Annotated in this window: 13 protein-coding genes, 1 tRNA gene and 1 pseudogene; 6 read left to right on the forward strand and 9 right to left on the reverse strand. The window is 48.1% G+C overall.

What is annotated here, in order from left to right:
* Window positions 1-166: 166 nt before the first annotated feature.
* From RQM65_RS18915 to RQM65_RS08600, 5 genes and pseudogenes are all read right to left on the reverse strand, one after another.
* Window positions 167-436, reverse strand: a complete 270-nt coding sequence (locus tag RQM65_RS18915) for an outer membrane beta-barrel protein (protein WP_432279842.1) — start codon at window positions 434-436, stop codon at window positions 167-169.
* Window positions 437-459: 23 nt separating this feature from the next.
* Window positions 460-1777: pseudogene (gene sufD / locus RQM65_RS08585) on the reverse strand (Fe-S cluster assembly protein SufD).
* 94 nt (window positions 1778-1871) lie between these two features.
* The gene (gene sufC / locus RQM65_RS08590; protein ID WP_314014191.1) at window positions 1872-2624 is read right to left on the reverse strand and encodes a Fe-S cluster assembly ATPase SufC; all 753 of its coding nucleotides are present in this window, start codon (window positions 2622-2624) and stop codon (window positions 1872-1874) included.
* 101 nt (window positions 2625-2725) lie between these two features.
* On the reverse strand, window positions 2726-4171 hold the full coding sequence (gene sufB / locus RQM65_RS08595; RefSeq protein WP_314014193.1) for a Fe-S cluster assembly protein SufB: 1446 nt from the start codon (window positions 4169-4171) through the stop codon (window positions 2726-2728).
* A 74-nt stretch (window positions 4172-4245) separates the two neighbouring features.
* Window positions 4246-4575, reverse strand: a complete 330-nt coding sequence (locus RQM65_RS08600; RefSeq protein WP_314014195.1) for a HesB/IscA family protein — start codon at window positions 4573-4575, stop codon at window positions 4246-4248.
* A gap of 227 nt (window positions 4576-4802) precedes the next feature.
* On the opposite strand from RQM65_RS08600, the gene RQM65_RS08605 reads away from it, so the two are divergent.
* The 3 genes from RQM65_RS08605 to RQM65_RS08615 all read left to right on the forward strand — a co-directional run bounded on the left by RQM65_RS08605 (window position 4803) and on the right by RQM65_RS08615 (window position 8571).
* Window positions 4803-6266 (forward strand): Gfo/Idh/MocA family protein, encoded by a 1464-nt coding sequence (locus RQM65_RS08605; protein ID WP_314014197.1) that lies wholly within the window; start codon window positions 4803-4805, stop codon window positions 6264-6266.
* A 227-nt stretch (window positions 6267-6493) separates the two neighbouring features.
* Window positions 6494-7549 (forward strand): thiamine-phosphate kinase, encoded by a 1056-nt coding sequence (gene thiL / locus RQM65_RS08610; RefSeq protein ID WP_314014199.1) that lies wholly within the window; start codon window positions 6494-6496, stop codon window positions 7547-7549.
* On the forward strand, window positions 7546-8571 hold the full coding sequence (locus tag RQM65_RS08615) for an alpha/beta fold hydrolase (RefSeq protein ID WP_314014201.1): 1026 nt from the start codon (window positions 7546-7548) through the stop codon (window positions 8569-8571). Before thiL ends, RQM65_RS08615 begins: the two co-directional genes overlap by 4 nt.
* On the opposite strand, the gene RQM65_RS08620 is transcribed toward RQM65_RS08615, so the two are convergent.
* The 3 genes from RQM65_RS08620 to RQM65_RS08630 all read right to left on the reverse strand — a co-directional run bounded on the left by RQM65_RS08620 (window position 8558) and on the right by RQM65_RS08630 (window position 11633).
* Window positions 8558-9949 carry an aminopeptidase P family protein gene (locus RQM65_RS08620; protein ID WP_314014203.1) on the reverse strand — a complete coding sequence of 464 codons (1392 nt, stop codon included), beginning with the start codon at window positions 9947-9949 and terminating at the stop codon, window positions 8558-8560. The two genes, RQM65_RS08615 and RQM65_RS08620, sit on opposite strands and share 14 nt — an antisense overlap.
* Window positions 9950-10135: 186 nt before the next feature.
* The gene (locus tag RQM65_RS08625; protein WP_314014205.1) at window positions 10136-11224 is read right to left on the reverse strand and encodes a sulfatase-like hydrolase/transferase; all 1089 of its coding nucleotides are present in this window, start codon (window positions 11222-11224) and stop codon (window positions 10136-10138) included.
* Between the two features lie 335 nt (window positions 11225-11559).
* Window positions 11560-11633, reverse strand: a tRNA-Ala gene (locus RQM65_RS08630).
* A 281-nt stretch (window positions 11634-11914) separates the two neighbouring features.
* On the opposite strand from RQM65_RS08630, the gene RQM65_RS08635 reads away from it, so the two are divergent.
* Window positions 11915-13249: an MATE family efflux transporter gene (locus RQM65_RS08635; protein WP_314014207.1), complete on the forward strand. Its 1335-nt coding sequence runs from the start codon at window positions 11915-11917 to the stop codon at window positions 13247-13249.
* Between the two features lie 114 nt (window positions 13250-13363).
* The gene (locus RQM65_RS08640; RefSeq protein ID WP_314014209.1) at window positions 13364-14131 is read left to right on the forward strand and encodes an enoyl-CoA hydratase/isomerase family protein; all 768 of its coding nucleotides are present in this window, start codon (window positions 13364-13366) and stop codon (window positions 14129-14131) included.
* A 265-nt stretch (window positions 14132-14396) separates the two neighbouring features.
* Here the strand turns inward: RQM65_RS08640 and RQM65_RS08645 are convergent, their stop codons facing one another.
* On the reverse strand, window positions 14397-15179 hold the full coding sequence (locus RQM65_RS08645) for an Fpg/Nei family DNA glycosylase (RefSeq protein ID WP_314014210.1): 783 nt from the start codon (window positions 15177-15179) through the stop codon (window positions 14397-14399).
* Window positions 15180-15417: 238 nt separating this feature from the next.
* Here RQM65_RS08645 and RQM65_RS08650 point away from each other — a divergent pair, with 238 nt between their 5' ends.
* Window positions 15418-15996 carry a DUF1801 domain-containing protein gene (locus RQM65_RS08650; protein WP_314014212.1) on the forward strand — a complete coding sequence of 193 codons (579 nt, stop codon included), beginning with the start codon at window positions 15418-15420 and terminating at the stop codon, window positions 15994-15996.
* Window positions 15997-16214: the final 218 nt, after the last annotated feature.

Genomic DNA, 16214 nt, shown 5'->3' on the forward strand with positions numbered 1-16214 from the left:
GGCTGTGATAGTAGTCAAGTCGAAAGGAGATTCGTTCATCTAGATTGTAGCCCACTCCCAATAACGCCCCGTAATCAAGTCTAAAATCTCCGGAATACGAGTTTCTTGGTTCGACCGCTACAGGAGAGTGCTTAAGTTTACTTACCGAATTGATTAAGAAAGAAATTTACGGACCTATCTGCAAGTTCAAATTCCGGTCGAAATGAAAGCTGAACCCTAGGGGTATTGCCAGATAGTTGAACCGTTGAGTTGATTTCAAATACATATCACTCATGCCGGGATTTTCAAGGTTAGGTCGGGCATTCTCTGAATACTCGAAAACGAACCCTATTGAGCTATACAACAGTTCGGGATTGATAGACAGCCTATTTCCTATCGGGATTTCCGCAAAACCTCCAAAATGATATCCGAACCTTGGAGAATTGGTTTCGGTCAAATACCCCTTCTCTTGAAAATTTTTTAAAGCTCAAACCCCAAATTAACTCCCAATTTCTCGGCGATCAACTTATTGATCCGGACCTTCAGTTCCGGAATGCGGACGCTGGCGAGTACGTTATTTGCAAAGGCATACATCATGAGGGCCCGTGCTTCCTTTTTAGGGATACCCCGGGTCTGGAGGTAGAAAAGCGCCTCCTTGTCCAACTGGCCAATGGTACAACCGTGGGAACATTTTACGTCGTCGGCAAAAATCTCAAGTTGGGGCTTGGAGTTGATGGTAGCCTTGTCGCTCATCAGCACATTGTTGTTCTGTTGAAAGGCATCGGTCTTTTGGGCAATTTTATCGACCACGATCTTCCCATTGAAAACTCCGGTGGAATTCTCTCCGTAGATGCCCTTATAATCTTGATGGCTTTCACAATTGGGCTGTTTGTGGTGTACTAAGGTATGGTGATCCACGTGCTGCTTCTCTCCCAAGATGGTCACCCCTTTCATGGTAGAATCGATGTATTCCCCGTTTTGATAGAAATTCAAGTTGTTCCGGGTCAGTTTTCCGCCGAAACAGAAACTGTGGATTTTCACAACACTCTTGTCCTTTTGATCGATATAGGTGTTGTCGATCAGATTAGCGTTAGCGGTATCATTTTGGATTTTATAATAATCGACAATGGCGCTTTTATCCGCGAAAATCTCCGTTACCGAGTTGGTCAAGACCTCATTGGATGTCAGGCTCTGGTGTCTTTCGATAACCTGAAGCTCGGCGTTCTCTTCGACGACGATCAGGTTCCTGGGCTGTAGCATCAGGGAAGCCTCGTTTCCGGTGGCGAAATGTATGATTTCCACCGGTTTTTTTTGGCATTTTGTTCTTGGGGATGTAAATATAGGCCCCTTCCCTACTGAACGCCGTGTTCAAACTGGTAAGGGACTCGTCTTTTGAAGCGACCTTGTTGAAATAGACATCGATGACCGGTTTATACATCGGCTTGGTCAAGGCTGCACTCATCAGGCAGATATCAACGCCGTCATGCGTAGTTTCGGACAGGTAGGAACTGTAGATACCATCGACAAAAACAATCTTATAGGTATCTATCTCATGAATGAAATACTGCTTCACGTCTTTGTACTCCAAGGTGTTCTCTTCCCTCGGGAAAATACTGAAATCGATTTTTTGAAGACTGTTCAAGGAGGTGTACTTCCACTCTTCCTGTTTTTTGGAAGGAAAGCCTTTCGCTTCGAAATTTTTCATAGCCTGGGTACGTACGTCGTGCACCGAATGCTCGACGTCGACATTGCCCTCAAAGGCCATAAACGATGATATTAACTTGTCTCTTAAATCCATACTTTGATTAGTATTGAGTAATGAGTATTAAGTTGTCAGTACTAGGTAGTGTTGCCAAAATTGCATTGGACCGCAAACCGACAGTCCGTTAATACTATATTGCGATTTCTTCTTTAAGCCAGTCGTAACCCCTCTCTTCAAGTTTCAAGGCCAGGTCTTTCCCGCCGGATTTCACAATTTTGCCGTCTAGGATGACATGCACGAAATCGGGAACGATATATTCCAATAACCGTTGGTAATGGGTAATGACAATGGTCGCCCTGTCGTCGCTTCGCAGCTTGTTCACCCCGTTGGCCACAATCCGCAGTGCATCGATATCGAGTCCGGAGTCGGTTTCGTCTAAGATAGAGAGCGTGGGCTCCATCATGGCCATCTGAAAAATTTCGTTCCGTTTTTTCTCTCCTCCAGAAAAGCCATCGTTGATAGATCGGGAAAGAAACTTTCTGTCGATATCCAACAGTTCCGATTTTTCACGGATAAGCTTTAGCATCTCACTGGCCGGCATGTCTTCTTGGCCCCTGGCCTTTCGGGATTCGTTGATGGCGGTCTTCATAAAATTGGTGACCGATACCCCGGGTATTTCCACCGGATACTGAAAGGAAAGGAAAATGCCTTTATGGGCCCGCTCTTCGGGCGACATATCGTCTAATTCCTCGCCCTTGTATTCAATCGTACCTTGGTTCACCTCAAAGTCTTCCTTACCGGCGATTACCGAGGCCAAGGTGCTTTTCCCAGATCCATTGGGACCCATGACGGCGTGTACTTCGCCCGCATTGATTTCAAGGTTGACTCCCTTTAATATCTTTTTCCCTTCTACGCTTGCGTGTAGGTTCTTTATCTTTAACATGTTATTTATTTACGTGATTTTTAAAATTGAATCAAACCTGCTACTCTAGTCCCGTTTCCGAACATCCGTCATCCGTCATCCGTCATCCGTCAAATGCAAACCTATCCTACGGAACCTTCCAAACTGATTTCGAGCAACTTTTGCGCTTCCACGGCAAATTCCATGGGCAGCTTGTTCAATACCTCTTTACTAAAGCCATTGACAATGAGAGCAATCGCTTTTTCAGTGTCGATTCCCCGCTGGTTGCAGTAGAAAATTTGGTCCTCCCCGATCTTACTGGTCGTGGCCTCGTGTTCAATCATCGCGGTCCGGTTCTTGGCCTCGATATACGGGAAGGTATGCGCCCCACAATCATTGCCCATTAGAAGAGAATCACACTGCGAGAAGTTTCGTGCGTTTTCGGCTCGGCTGTTGACCTGCACCAGTCCACGGTAACTGTTTTGGGATTTTCCTGCGGATATCCCTTTGGATATAATGGTACTTCGGGTGTTTTTGCCCAAATGCACCATCTTGGTGCCCGTATCGGCCTGCTGGAAATTATTGGTCACGGCGATGGAATAAAATTCCCCGATGGAGTTGTCCCCTTTCAGAATACAGGATGGATACTTCCAGGTCACCGCAGAACCTGTCTCGACTTGCGTCCAGGAAATTTTAGCGTTTTTTTCGCACATCCCCCTTTTGGTTACGAAGTTATAGACCCCGCCCTTGCCTTCCTTATTACCGGGGAACCAGTTCTGTACCGTTGAGTATTTAATTTCGGCATCGTCCAACGCGATCAGCTCGACCACTGCGGCATGCAGTTGGTTCTCATCGCGAGAGGGCGCCGTACATCCTTCCAAGTAACTGACATAACTTCCGGGCTCCGCGATGACCAATGTTCTTTCGAACTGGCCCGTTCCAGCTTGATTGATCCGGAAATAGGTGGAAAGCTCCATAGGGCAGCGTACCCCTTTCGGAATGTAGCAAAAGCTGCCGTCGGAAAAGACGGCGGAATTCAAGGCTGCATAAAAGTTGTCCCTTTTCGGGACTACCGACCCGATATATTTCTTGACCAGTTCCGGATGTTCCCTGATGGCCTCCGAAATGGAGCAGAAGATGATTCCTTTTTCCGCCAAGGTCTTTTTGAAGCTCGTGGCAACGGATACGGAATCCATAACGACATCGACTGCCACCCCGGCCAATTTCTTTTGTTCATCTATCGAAATACCCAGACGTTTGAAAGTATCGAGCAACTCAGGATCTACGTCATCCAGGCTGTCGTACTTGGGTTTGCTATTCGGTGCGGAGTAGTACGAAATCGCCTGAAAATCGGGTTTCTCATAATGCACATTGGCCCACTCGGGCTCCTCCATCTCCTTCCAATATTTGAAAGCCTCCAAACGCCAAAGTGTCATCCACTCCGGCTCTTCCTTCTTTTTAGAGATGGCTATAACGACCTCTTCGGTTAGCCCTGGAGGAAAGGTGTCGGACTCGATATCCGTATAAAACCCGTATTCGTACTCTTGGGTTTCCAGTTCTTTTTTAAGTTCTTCTTCTGTGTATGCCATGGTTTAGTCTGTCAAATTTTTGAAGTGCAAATGAAACAATGGTTATATCGATCCATTGTTACATTACTGCATTGTTAAAGGGAAAAACTCTCCCCGCATCCGCAAGTTCGTTGAGCATTAGGATTGTTGAAGACAAAGCCCTTACCGTTCAGCCCGCCTGAATATTCCAAGGTGGTGCCAACCAAGTATAAAAAGCTTTTTTTGTCTATCAGGATACGAACGTCGTTATCCTCGAAAAGCTTGTCAGAGCCCTCGACCTTGTTATCAAATCTGAGCTCATAACTCAATCCGCTGCAACCCCCGCTCTTGACCCCGACGCGTACGTAATCTTTTGTAGCGTCGTAACCTTCTTCCGTCATCAGGCTCACCACCCGCTTTTTTGCTGTTTCGGAAACTTGAATCATAGTTCTTTCATATTACTTATAATACGGGACAAATATAAGCTATTACGAAGGCATGACCATGCCCGCTAACAATATTATAACGAATAGTCATATTAAGGAATTCTATAGTCGACGCATGGCGGATTGTCCGCACTATGGCGTAGGGTACAGCAATTATTTTGTTGGGATTTAAAAATATTTCATTTAACTTGTCCCCTACTTCAGTACTTCACAAACCAAATATCATTATGTCAAAAAAGAAAATGAGCAAGGAGACTGCTGGCCGGTCCCGTAGAAATTTCGTAAAAAACTCTGGTCTTGCAGCCGCCGGATTTATGATCGTACCCCGCCACGTACTTGGCGGTCCGGGATTTGTGGCCCCCAGCGACACGTTAAACATTGCGGGCATTGGCGTCGGCGGAAAGGGCAGAAGTGATTTGTCATCCTTTGCCGAAAGTCCGAATGTCAACATTGTTGCGTTATGTGATGTAGATGACCGTCAGGCCGCCGAAGCTAGGGAGGCATACCCCAAAGCCAAGTATTATCACGATTTCAGGGAAATGCTGGATAAGGAGAAAAACAACATAGACGCCGTTTCCGTATCGACCCCGGATCACAACCATGCCCCGGCAGCCTATAAGGCTATGGAAATGGGGAAGCACGTTTACGTTCAAAAACCGCTTACGCATGATATCTGGGAGGCCCGGATGCTTACCGAGGCGGCCAAAAAATTCAAGGTGGTCACCCAAATGGGAAATCAGGGCGGATCCGGGGACGGGGTGCGCAAAATGAAGGAAATTTATGAGGCAGGATTGATCGGGGACGTACATACCGTACACTGCTGGACCAATCGGCCCATCTGGCCCCAAGCTTTGGAAACCCCGACTAAAAAAGATAAAATACCGAAAGGTTTAAACTGGGATTTGTGGTTGGGAACTGCTGAGCAGCGGGATTACAACGATGCCTACCTACCCTTCGATTGGCGTGGCTGGTCCGACTTCGGCACAGGGGCCCTTGGCGATATGGCCTGTCATATTATGGACCCGGTATATAGAATTCTCCCGATTCTATACCCCACTACGGTAGAATGCAGTGTATCCGATGCCTTTAAGGGAAAATTCGAGACCGCCGACTACCCGAAGAGTTTTCCGAACTCAAGTACGATATACCTGAAATATCCGAGGACGGATGGGCAGGGCAGTGTCGATGTGAGCTGGATGGACGGGGGATTGCGTCCCGCTAGACCCGACGAACTGGGCGACGACGAGGCCTTCGGAAACTGGGATGGCGGCGTATTATTTATCGGTACCAATGGAAAATTGCTGGCGGACTGCTACGGTGAGAACCCACGCTTACTACCTTTGACCCTTAACGAACAGATCAACGTAAAAGAGACCATCCCGCGGGTACCTGAAGGCCACTATTTGCAGTGGGTCAACGCCTGTATGGCAGGCTACGGCAATGCGGAGACCAGTTCTTCCTTTGATTATGCCGGTCCATTTACCGAAAGCATACTGATCGGTAACCTGGCATTGAAATCCTACTTCGAAGTCGATCCCAGCGCTGAAAACAAAAGCTTCTGGGGCGGTGGCAAGCAGTTCTGGGGCAGAAAGCGCCTTCAGTGGGATGCCGACAACATGAAAATCACCAATTTCGAACCCGCCAATAAATACGTGAAGCGTACGTACAGAGACGGATATTCGGTAGGATAATAATTTCTTTCGCTTTTCCCCACTAAGGAAAACCAGTTTTTATTGTCTAAACTACTTAAAACTGGAGCATGCCCGCTCCAGTTTTTTTTGTCCAATACCCGAAACGAAATTATATAGGAAGCACACCGTGTGCTCCTTTTTATGGTATCGTCGTCCTTTGCCGAAACCAATAGGGATGCGGGCGCCGATCAGCGAAAAATATGGGAAAATAGCCTTACTTTTGCACCATGTTAGAAGACAAGAACCAAGAACGTACCGCGCTCGAGGAAATGGGTGAATTCGCATTGATCGACCACTTGACCCAAAATTTCCCGGTTTCGCGCGAATCCACGTTAAAAGCTATCGGCGATGATGCCGCCGTACTTGATTTCAAGGATAAAAAAACAATCGTTACTACTGATATGCTCGTTGAGGGCGTGCACTTCGACCTGAGTTATATGCCGCTGAAGCATTTGGGCTACAAGGCAGTCATGGCCAACCTTTCCGATGTCTATGCCATGAACGCCACCGCCACCCAGATCGCGGTTTCGGTTGCGGTTTCGAACCGATTTCCCCTAGAAGCCCTAGAGGAATTTTATGCGGGAATCGCCTTGGCCTGCCAAATTTTCAAGGTAGACCTCATCGGGGGAGATACGACCTCATCGACTACTGGAATGCTGATTAGCATCACCGCCCTTGGGGAGGCCCAAGAAGACGATATCGTGTACCGCAGCGGCGCCAAGCCCAACGACCTTTTGGTCGTCAGCGGCGATCTGGGAGGTGCCTACATGGGATTACAGGTGCTAGAACGTGAAAAGGAAGTCTTTAAGGTGAACCCCAACTCCCAACCCGACCTCTCGCCCTATTCCTATATCGTAGAACGACAATTGAAGCCAGAGGCCCGAAAGGATATCGTCGAACTGTTTAAAAAACTGGAAGTGAGGCCCACGGCGATGATCGATATCAGCGACGGCCTGTCCTCCGAAATCCTGCATCTCTGTAAAAACAGTGAGGTGGGCTGTAACCTTTTCGAGGAAAAGATTCCTTTGGACCCAACCGTAATAACTGCGTGCGAGGAATTTAAAATCGATAGTACCTTGGTCGCTTTGAGTGGCGGGGAAGATTATGAACTCTTGTGCACCATCGATCAAAAGGATTTCGATAAGATAAAAGGTAATCCTAATTTGAGCATTATAGGTCATATGACCGATAATGCCGAAGGAGCGCATATGGTTACCCGTGCGAATGCCAAGATACCCCTGAAGGCGCAGGGGTGGACTTCTTTTGACGCCTCGTCACAATGAGACGAATTGTTGCGTTACGGAGAATTGCCTCCGTCGGGTCAGTGGTGCTGCTCGGCGTCGCGCTTTTCGCCTGTGTTTCGGTTCCGAAAATAGATAAGGAATCAAAAAACACCATCAAGAGGGTCATGAAGCAGCCTCCACCCCAGCTTGTTTCCGGCCAGATCGGGTTTGCCAACTCGCAAGGCTGGGAGGTTTGGTACGAAAGCATCAACCCCAAAGATACCGATAAAGGCACAGTAGTTCTGATAATGGGTGCTGCCAACGATGCATTAAGCTGGCCCTTGGATTTTATCTCCGTATTTACGCATGCCGGGTATCGGGTAGTTCGTTATGATCACCGTGGTACCGGCCTTACCACCTCGAAGAAGGGATGGGACCGAAAAGACCCGTACACCCTTTCGGACATGGCCCGAGACCCGCTCGTTATTTTGGACACCCTCGGAATAGAAAAAGCACATTTCGTGGGTGCTTCTATGGGAGGAATGATTGCACAGTTGGTAGCCATTGAACATCCGGAGCGGACCCTGAGTCTGACTTCCATTATGTCATCGGCCAACATTTTCGATGATACCCTGTCTCAAACGGATCCGGAAATCCTTCCCAAGATGATCAGCGCCGTGGTAAAGCATGGGATTCTAAGTGGCAAAAAGGGAAAAATCAAGCTGCAGCTCGTCCACAAGAAAATCTTGATGGGAGATGCAACTGGCAATATTGCGGTAGAACCCCTTGCCGAAGCGGCATTTTACAACCTAACCGAACGAAATGGGTATCGTTTTAAGACCGGCAGGCACCATCAAAAGGCGATAGCGCAGTCCGGTTCAAGATATGATGCGCTGGCCCAACTGCGTATTCCCGTCTTGGTAGTCCATGGAAAACAAGATCCTGTCATCCCCATCGCACACGGCGAAAAAATGGCCGAGACCGTTCCCGATGCCGACAGCCTTTGGTTGAACAACATGGGTCACGACCTGCCGGAAACGCTATTGGATACCATCGCGAAAAGGATTATCAAGAATTTTTAAGCGCTTCAATAGCCTCCGGTGTTTTTGCTAGGGCTTTACCAAGTAGTTTGCTTCCGGATGCCGTGATAGCAAAATCTTCTTCGATTCGTATTCCCCCAAAATCCTTCATTTTCTCCACGGCATCGTAGTTTACAAAATCGTCAAACCTGCCTTCCGCCCGCCAGGCGTCGATCAAAAAGGGATTAAAATAGAGTCCGGGTTCCACGGTGACCACAAAGCCTTCTTGCAGGGCCTTGCCCAAACGCAAAGATTGGAGGCCGAATTCGGTACTTTTCGTTAGTTCCGGTGTATATCCCACGTACTGTTCCCCCAGATTTTCCATGTCGTGGATATCCAAGCCCATCATATGTCCTAGGCCGCACTGAAAGAACAGGGTATGCGCTCCGGCAGCGACGGCGTCGTCGGCATTGCCTTTCATCAGGCCGATCTGCGTCAAGCCCTCCACCAATTTTGTGGAGGCCAATAGGTGTAGGTCTTTGAACATCACCCCCGGTTCGAGGCCGGAAACGGCCGTGTTATGGGCATCCAGAACGATATCATATACGTTTCTTTGCAGGTCGCTGAACCGTTCGCCGGCGGGAAAAGTACGGGTCATGTCACCCGTGTAGCCCATCGTATTTTCAGCCCCACAATCGCAGAGCACCAGATCACCTTTTTCGAGTCTATTTTGCGTGGGGTGGTTGTGCAGATACTGCCCGTTTATGGTCAAAATGATGGGGAAGGCGATATTTCCGCCCGCACCGATGGCTATGGATTGCAGCTCGCCGGCAATTTCCAGTTCGGTTCTTCCGGGCCGGGAGTTTTTAATGGCATGCGTATGCATGGCAACCGTAGTGTCCACCGCCTTGCCGATTTCACGGAGCTCTTCATCGGACTTGATCTCCCGTTGGGCGACGACGGCCTTGATCAGATCTACGGATGCGCTCGTCGCTATTTCAGAGTGTCGCATGCCAAGAAGTTCGGCCAGTTGCAAGGTAAGAGCTGCGCGATACGGGGGCAAAAAGTGTATCTTTTGCCCTTGTTGTCTTCGTTTTGTCACATAGGTTTCAAGTTCCCTCAAAGGTCTGACCATTGTAATCCCCGATTTTTCCGCTAGCTCGACCATAGGCTCCGCTGCCCCGGTCCACACCATCTCCTCGGGGGTGGCATCGTCGCCGAAAAGGATGTCGCGATCCTTGTCGATATCGATCAGAACCCACAAATCGGAAACGCAATTGATACCCGTGTAGTACAGAAACGTACTATCCTGCATAAAGGGATACCAGTTGTCCGCATAGTTCATCGGACTTTCGCTGTTGCCCGGCATAAGCACCAATCCCGTTTTTAGGGTCCTTTTGAGGTGCATGCGTCTGTTCAGATAAGTTTTTGAAGAAAACATAAAATAATTTTATTGATATGTTGTTTTTGTCGACCTATGGCGTTCCGTGTACCAAATAATGCGATTTAGCCCTGAAGTCTGAAAACGACTGGTAAACTTTTAGATGGCTATCAGGTTTTACATTATGCTTTTGCGTGGCCATTACAGCAACCTTCTTGGCATTATACGATCTGATAATCATTTCGGTCAATCAAGTGGAAGTGGCATTCCCTGCATTTTGGCATCACCTCGTGTTAGCGAAAGCGTTTCTAAAACAGTAGGGGCAATCTGGAGAGTGTACAACTGCTCTTCTTTCGAAACCTCACCTTTTGGGGCAACGTCTTTTCCGAAGAGTATCATCCAGACACTTCCGGCGCCCTTTACGTCGCTCCCATGGCCCGTCCATGTTCTCAAGGGCTCCGTGCCCCGGCCGTGATCGGTGGTGATGATAAAAAGGGTGTTATCTTTATAAAAAGGATCGTTTTGGGTAAAGTCCCACAACTGCTTGATCATGGCGTCGGTGGTCTTTGCCGATTGTAGATAGGCACTGTAATCCCCATCGTGGGCGAAATCGTCGGTTTCCCCGTAAGCGATGTAAATAAGTGCCGGATGATCCTTTTTCATCTTCTCCAATGCGTAATAATGGGTAAAGGCATCTAGCCGTACGGAACCCCAGGGACTCGGAACCTTCGGTTGCAGTTCGTTCAGGAACTTTTCCCGCTCGCTTAGATTATCGCCTTGGGCCAGTTCAAAGCCGGCATTGACCGGCACGCCCGAACGCTCTTCATTGACGATGTAGGGAAACACGTCCCAACTTCCGAAAGCGGCTACCTTTCCCTTGTATTTTGGATCGTTGTTGGCGATTTCAAGAATGGTCGTATTCGGATTGGGTATTTTATCGTTGCTGTCGATGCGGGCATCATCCGCTTTCCCGGTCAAAATCTCATTGTATCCCGGGTAGGAAAACCACATTGTATTGGTCAGGTCGACCTTGCTACCCAGCGTCCGATTGCCATGGATTTGCCCCATTTCGGCGACATTCGTCCAAATAAAAGGCATTAACGCTTCCCGACGTTCACTGACACCTTCTTTCCAGAATTCATCCTTGAGCCCCGTCGTGTCGTTGACGTATTCTTTGTTCGCCACCAATAGCGGGTCGGCTCCCGTAAAGAGCTCTTGCCAGCGTAGACCATCTAAAGTAATCAATACGACCTTGGGATTATCGTTCTCCTGCGCCTTGGCCGAAAATCCGGATATTAGGGCACAGTTTATTAAAATCATTAGTGTTTTTTTCATTTGCTTTTTTTATTGCCTGTCAGTCACAGGCTTCATTTTTCTTAGGTAAGCCCTTTCCAAAATGCGTTCAGGCGGGTGTAGTTCGGAGATTTAAGCGGTTTTATTGGGATACAATCGCTGTCAGGAAAGAAAGATATTCAATTGGCGACGAAAAATCATCTGATTTCATCGAAAAAGGCCTTTTTCTGGAAAATATCGCTTCCTGACGGTGCAGGCGCCATTACTCTCTACAGGATCAAATCACCTATCAGGGCGTGACGCATCTGTCGAGATCCAACGACATCTTTGGGCGGTCATCCCATAAAAAAAACCACCATTATAACGGTGGTTTTCTGTGGAGAATACCGGAGTCGAACCGGTGACCTCTTGCATGCCATGCAAGCGCTCTAGCCAGCTGAGCTAATCCCCCGTGCAATCGTTATATGTTAAAGACCGGGCAGGGAAGACGACCTTCCCGAAGCCTTTCGGGACGCTCTAGCCAGCTGAGCTAATCCCCAAAAATCGGACTGCAAAGAAACTACTTTTTATGAAAGTATCAAAATACTTCTTTAAGTTATTGTAGCAACTCTAAAATATCTTTACTGGAGCTCAAGAATCAAAAGTTGGGCAATGTCATCTCTCCAGTGCCGTGATCCCCCTTTTCATAGCTACAAGTTGGTGCTTCGATAGATTCCGTATATCTTGCCGCCCTTGAAAACACCGATAAACTTCAAGGCCATTAACCGATTGGCGATTCCCGCGACCATTGCGGGCATTGCCGAGCCGCTATTGTCCATCACCGATACGGCCATTGTCGGCAATATTCCCGTTGACGGGGTAGAATCCCTGGCCGCGGCGGGTATCGTCGGGTCGTTTCTTTCCATGCTGATCTGGGTCTTGGGGCAGACCCGTAGTGCCATATCCGCCATTATTTCACAGTATCTAGGAGCCGGACGGATCGAGGAGGTTAAGACGCTACCCGCACAGGCCATTTTTTTGAATATTTCGCTGGCCGTACTGGTTTTGCTGTCCACCATTTATATTGTCGAAGATATTTTCAGGCTGTTCAACGCTTCCGGAAAGATTTTGGAGTATTGCGTCTCCTACTATTCCATTCGGGTCTGGGGCTTCCCGTTGACCCTGTTCGTATTCGCCGTAATGGGTATTTTCAGGGGATTACAGAACACCTACTATCCCATGCTCATTGCCATAACCGGGGCAGTGCTCAATATCGGTCTCGACTTTCTGTTGGTCTATGGAGTCGAAGGATGGATTCCCGCTCTCTACCTCGACGGCGCCGCATGGGCCAGCCTGATCGCCCAGGGCAGCATGGCCGTTATGGCGTTCTTACTCCTCTACCTGAAGACGGATATCAGCTTGAAGCTGCGCCTCCCCATCAACCCCGAACTGAGGCGGCTGATCGGTATGAGCCTTAACCTTTTCGTCAGGACCATTGCCTTGAATGTCGCCATGCTGCTGGCGGTGCGGGAGGCTACGGATATGGGTCCGAAGTATATCGGTGCCCATACGATTGCGATCAATCTGTGGCTGTTTTCGTCCTTTTTTATCGATGGATACGGCGCGGCGGCCAATATCATGGGAGGACGGCTTTTGGGCGCGAGGGCCTATGACGATTTATGGATGCTGGCCAAAAGAATCTCCGGCTATGGGGTCGTGGTCAGTCTTGTATTGATGGGGAGCGCGTTCTTGTTCTACTATCCGATTGGAAATATTTTCTCTAACGAGACGGTCGTGCTCGAGACCTTCTATGCCGTATTCTTTATCTTGATATTGGGATTGCCCATCAACACTGTGGCATTTGTACTGGATGGACTTTTCAAGGGATTGGGAGAAATGAAATATTTAAGGAATACTTTGCTCGCGGCCACTTTTTTGGGCTTTATTCCGACGCTCTATCTCGGAAAGTATCTGGACTGGAAGCTTTACGGTATTTGGATGGCCTTTACCGTTTGGATGCTCATCCGGGGTGGTGCCTTGGTCTGGAAATTCAGGAAGAAGTTTCGGCCGTTGCTGCAAAACGCTTAAATTTGGATGGTATAGTAGGAGGTCTCGACTGCGCCTGTCTTGTATACTTTGACTGCGCTCGGCATAAACTTAATTCGTAAGACTCGACCTGACAGCAAGTTATAACTCGATCCAATGCAAGCAGACAGACAGAACGGAAGCCTTTATACCAGTATCAACGGCAAGGTCGCGACGGTGGAATTCGGACATCCTGCCGGGAATTCTTTCACGCTGGAAATGCTGAACAGGTTCGCCGACAAAATCCACAAGCTGTCCGAAAATGATGCCATCACGATCATCGTACTCAAATCGGAAGGCGACCGGGCCTTTTGCGGCGGGGCGTCTTTCGACGAACTGACGGCAATTTCAAACCTCGAAGAAGGCAAGGTCTTTTTTAGCGGCTTTGCAAATGTCATCAACGCCATGCGAAAATGTACCAAACCCATTGTGGCAAGGGTGCAGGGCAAGACCGTCGGCGGGGGTGTAGGGCTGGCCGCCGCCTGCGACTATGTTTTCGCAGCCGAGGCGGCATCCATCCGCTTATCGGAGCTTTCCATCGGCATTGCGCCCTTGGTCATCGCACCCGCCGTTGCCCGAAAAATCGGTGCGGCTGCACTGTCCGAGATGTCCCTCTCCCCCAAAGAGTGGAAAAGTGCCTACTGGGCACAGGATAAGGGACTCTTTTCCAAGGTTTTCGACGACCTCAAGGAACTGGAGAAGGAACTGGATTTCTTTGCGGACCAGTTATCCAAATACAACCCAGATGCCTTGGCCCAATGGAAAAATGTGCTTTGGGAAGGCACTTCAGATTGGGATAGTCTACTGACAGAACGTGCCGCCGTTACGGGAAAGCTGGTCCTCTCCGAATTCACGAAAAACGCCTTGACAAAATTCAAAAAGTAGCGTCTCCCGTTAGAAAAGGAGGCAAAACCAGCTAACACGAGACGCAGTACTAAATACAATGCATACTGGAGAGCAAGTATGTCTTAAGTCCGACGTTCTTCAGTCGTAAGTCAAAATCGTCGAACCTCATAAAAATAATCACAAAGCCCCCTAATTATGGATGGGAATATCATTTTTCTACTGCTTGCGGTCATCGTGATCGCTATTTACATTTTCAACCGCTGGCGCGGGAACAAAATGCACGGCAAGTAGAAGCGAAATCTTGCTAAAGCCCTTGCCATGCGGGAGAGAAATAGGTCGTACGCCCCCCTACCTTTATTTTCTGTATTTCATCTCCAGTATGATAGCAGGTCGCGCCCTCTTTCCTAAAATGCATCAAAAAATTCTCCGGAAAATCGCTGTAATGGGCGTCGTGCTCTATGGCGGTCTCGATGACTTTTTTCATGGCGTCGAATACGGCCTCGATATCCTCGTCGGACATGTCCCCCACCTTTTTCTCAGGATGGATTTTAGCCTGGTACAGGATTTCGTCGGCCATCCAATTCCCTACTCCGGCGGCCACGCCCTGATCCATCAAGATTTTCTTGACGTGCGTTTTACGGTTGCTTAAGGATGCTTTAAAATCCTCCAACGACAGGTCGCGAGCGTCATCGCTCAACCCACGGTCGTTTTTGAAAGATTCGATGGAATCGGCAAGGTCCCACCATCCGAACTTTCGTTTGTTTTCGAAGGCCAGATGGAACCCGTTTTCGAACGTGATTTCGATATGCCCGAATTTCGACCGGTCCGCTTTATCTTTGTAGTAGTTGGGGCGACCGGTCATCCCGAAATGCATGACGAGCGCTTTGGGCCCGGTGGTGCGAAGAAACAGATATTTACCGATACGCCTCGTTTCGGTAAACGCTTCGCCCAACAGGTATTTCTCAAAATCCGACTTAGGCATTTTAAGCAATTTTGTGTCGCGACAGTCGAAAGCCGTAATGTTTTTGTGCAGCGACGTGCTGTCGATATAGACTTTATACCCGTGTACTTCGGGAAGTTCTGGCATTGTGTATTTGTTAAGAGATTTGTTCTGGCAATGTTGTTGATGCTGTATGCGCGGGATTTTACCTCACCGAACTTTACGAAAATAATATAATTTTTCAAGGATTCATTTGGAATAATCGTCGCTAAGCGCCTTTCAAATTATCGGTATTGAACATTTATCAGCGCATCCTAAAATCAAGTAGAAGCTAAAACGTTTTAACTTACACCTTGGGAAGAAAGCCTTGTAAAAAATCGCAACGATGAAAATAAACAGATTATTAACAAACATCTGCTCGGATGACCTATCCACCAGCAAAAACTTCTACACCAAGTTGTTCGACTTGGAGGTGGATTACGACAGCGATTGGTTCGTTCATTTGACCTCGAAAGAAAAACGACTCGAACCCGGTATCATCGACCGTGCCCCTGATAAAATCGAAACATACCCTATTCCAATACATCCCAAAACAATGACCCGCGAAACCAACTCCTACTATCTCCACCAAGAAGAACCCAACAAAAGTTGTCTGCTGGCCCTGCGTAAAATCATTCTGGAAATGGACGAGAAGGTTACCGAGACCCGTAAATATGGCATGCCCTGCTTCTGTTACCGAAAAAAGATGTTCTGCTATCTGTGGACGGATAAAAAAACGAAAGAACCTTACATTCTATTTGTGGAAGGCAACCATCTAGACCATTCCGATCTGGAACGGGGAAACCGTTCGCGGATGAAGATTTTTCGGGTCGACCCGAAAAAAGATCTACCGCTGGAAGCTATTGAGCTGTTGTTAAACAAGGCCTTGAATCTATATAGAAACGGGACGATTAAAATTAAATAGGAGATTAATGCGACATTGCCCGACAATCGGCTCCGGACGGATGAACCGCAATCTCGATACTTTGGATTACGGTGCTACGTAAAGAATGACCCTAGCCTACGAGGTATAAAGGCAATTGTAAGTTTCGTAATAATGGACTTTAACCTTATCCATATCTCAATGTTGCCATCGATGGATTAGCGCCCGGATCGTTGCAAATCGAGACGTTTTTCGTCGTT

The organism is Pricia mediterranea, assembly GCF_032248455.1.
GTDB lineage: Bacteria > Bacteroidota > Bacteroidia > Flavobacteriales > Flavobacteriaceae > Pricia > Pricia mediterranea.

Excerpts from the sequence above, each read along its gene's own strand:
- sufC (WP_314014191.1), bottom strand. The coding sequence starts at position 2,624 with ATGTTAAAGATAAAGAACCTACACGCAAGCGTAGAAGGGAAAAAGATA.
- sufB (WP_314014193.1), bottom strand. The coding sequence starts at position 4,171 with ATGGCATACACAGAAGAAGAACTTAAAAAAGAACTGGAAACCCAAGAG.
- RQM65_RS08600 (WP_314014195.1), bottom strand. The coding sequence starts at position 4,575 with ATGATTCAAGTTTCCGAAACAGCAAAAAAGCGGGTGGTGAGCCTGATG.
- RQM65_RS08605 (WP_314014197.1), top strand. The coding sequence starts at position 4,803 with ATGTCAAAAAAGAAAATGAGCAAGGAGACTGCTGGCCGGTCCCGTAGA.
- thiL (WP_314014199.1), top strand. The coding sequence starts at position 6,494 with ATGTTAGAAGACAAGAACCAAGAACGTACCGCGCTCGAGGAAATGGGT.
- RQM65_RS08615 (WP_314014201.1), top strand. The coding sequence starts at position 7,546 with ATGAGACGAATTGTTGCGTTACGGAGAATTGCCTCCGTCGGGTCAGTG.
- RQM65_RS08620 (WP_314014203.1), bottom strand. The coding sequence starts at position 9,949 with ATGTTTTCTTCAAAAACTTATCTGAACAGACGCATGCACCTCAAAAGG.
- RQM65_RS08625 (WP_314014205.1), bottom strand. The coding sequence starts at position 11,224 with ATGAAAAAAACACTAATGATTTTAATAAACTGTGCCCTAATATCCGGA.
- RQM65_RS08640 (WP_314014209.1), top strand. The coding sequence starts at position 13,364 with ATGCAAGCAGACAGACAGAACGGAAGCCTTTATACCAGTATCAACGGC.
- RQM65_RS08645 (WP_314014210.1), bottom strand. The coding sequence starts at position 15,179 with ATGCCAGAACTTCCCGAAGTACACGGGTATAAAGTCTATATCGACAGC.
- RQM65_RS08650 (WP_314014212.1), top strand. The coding sequence starts at position 15,418 with ATGAAAATAAACAGATTATTAACAAACATCTGCTCGGATGACCTATCC.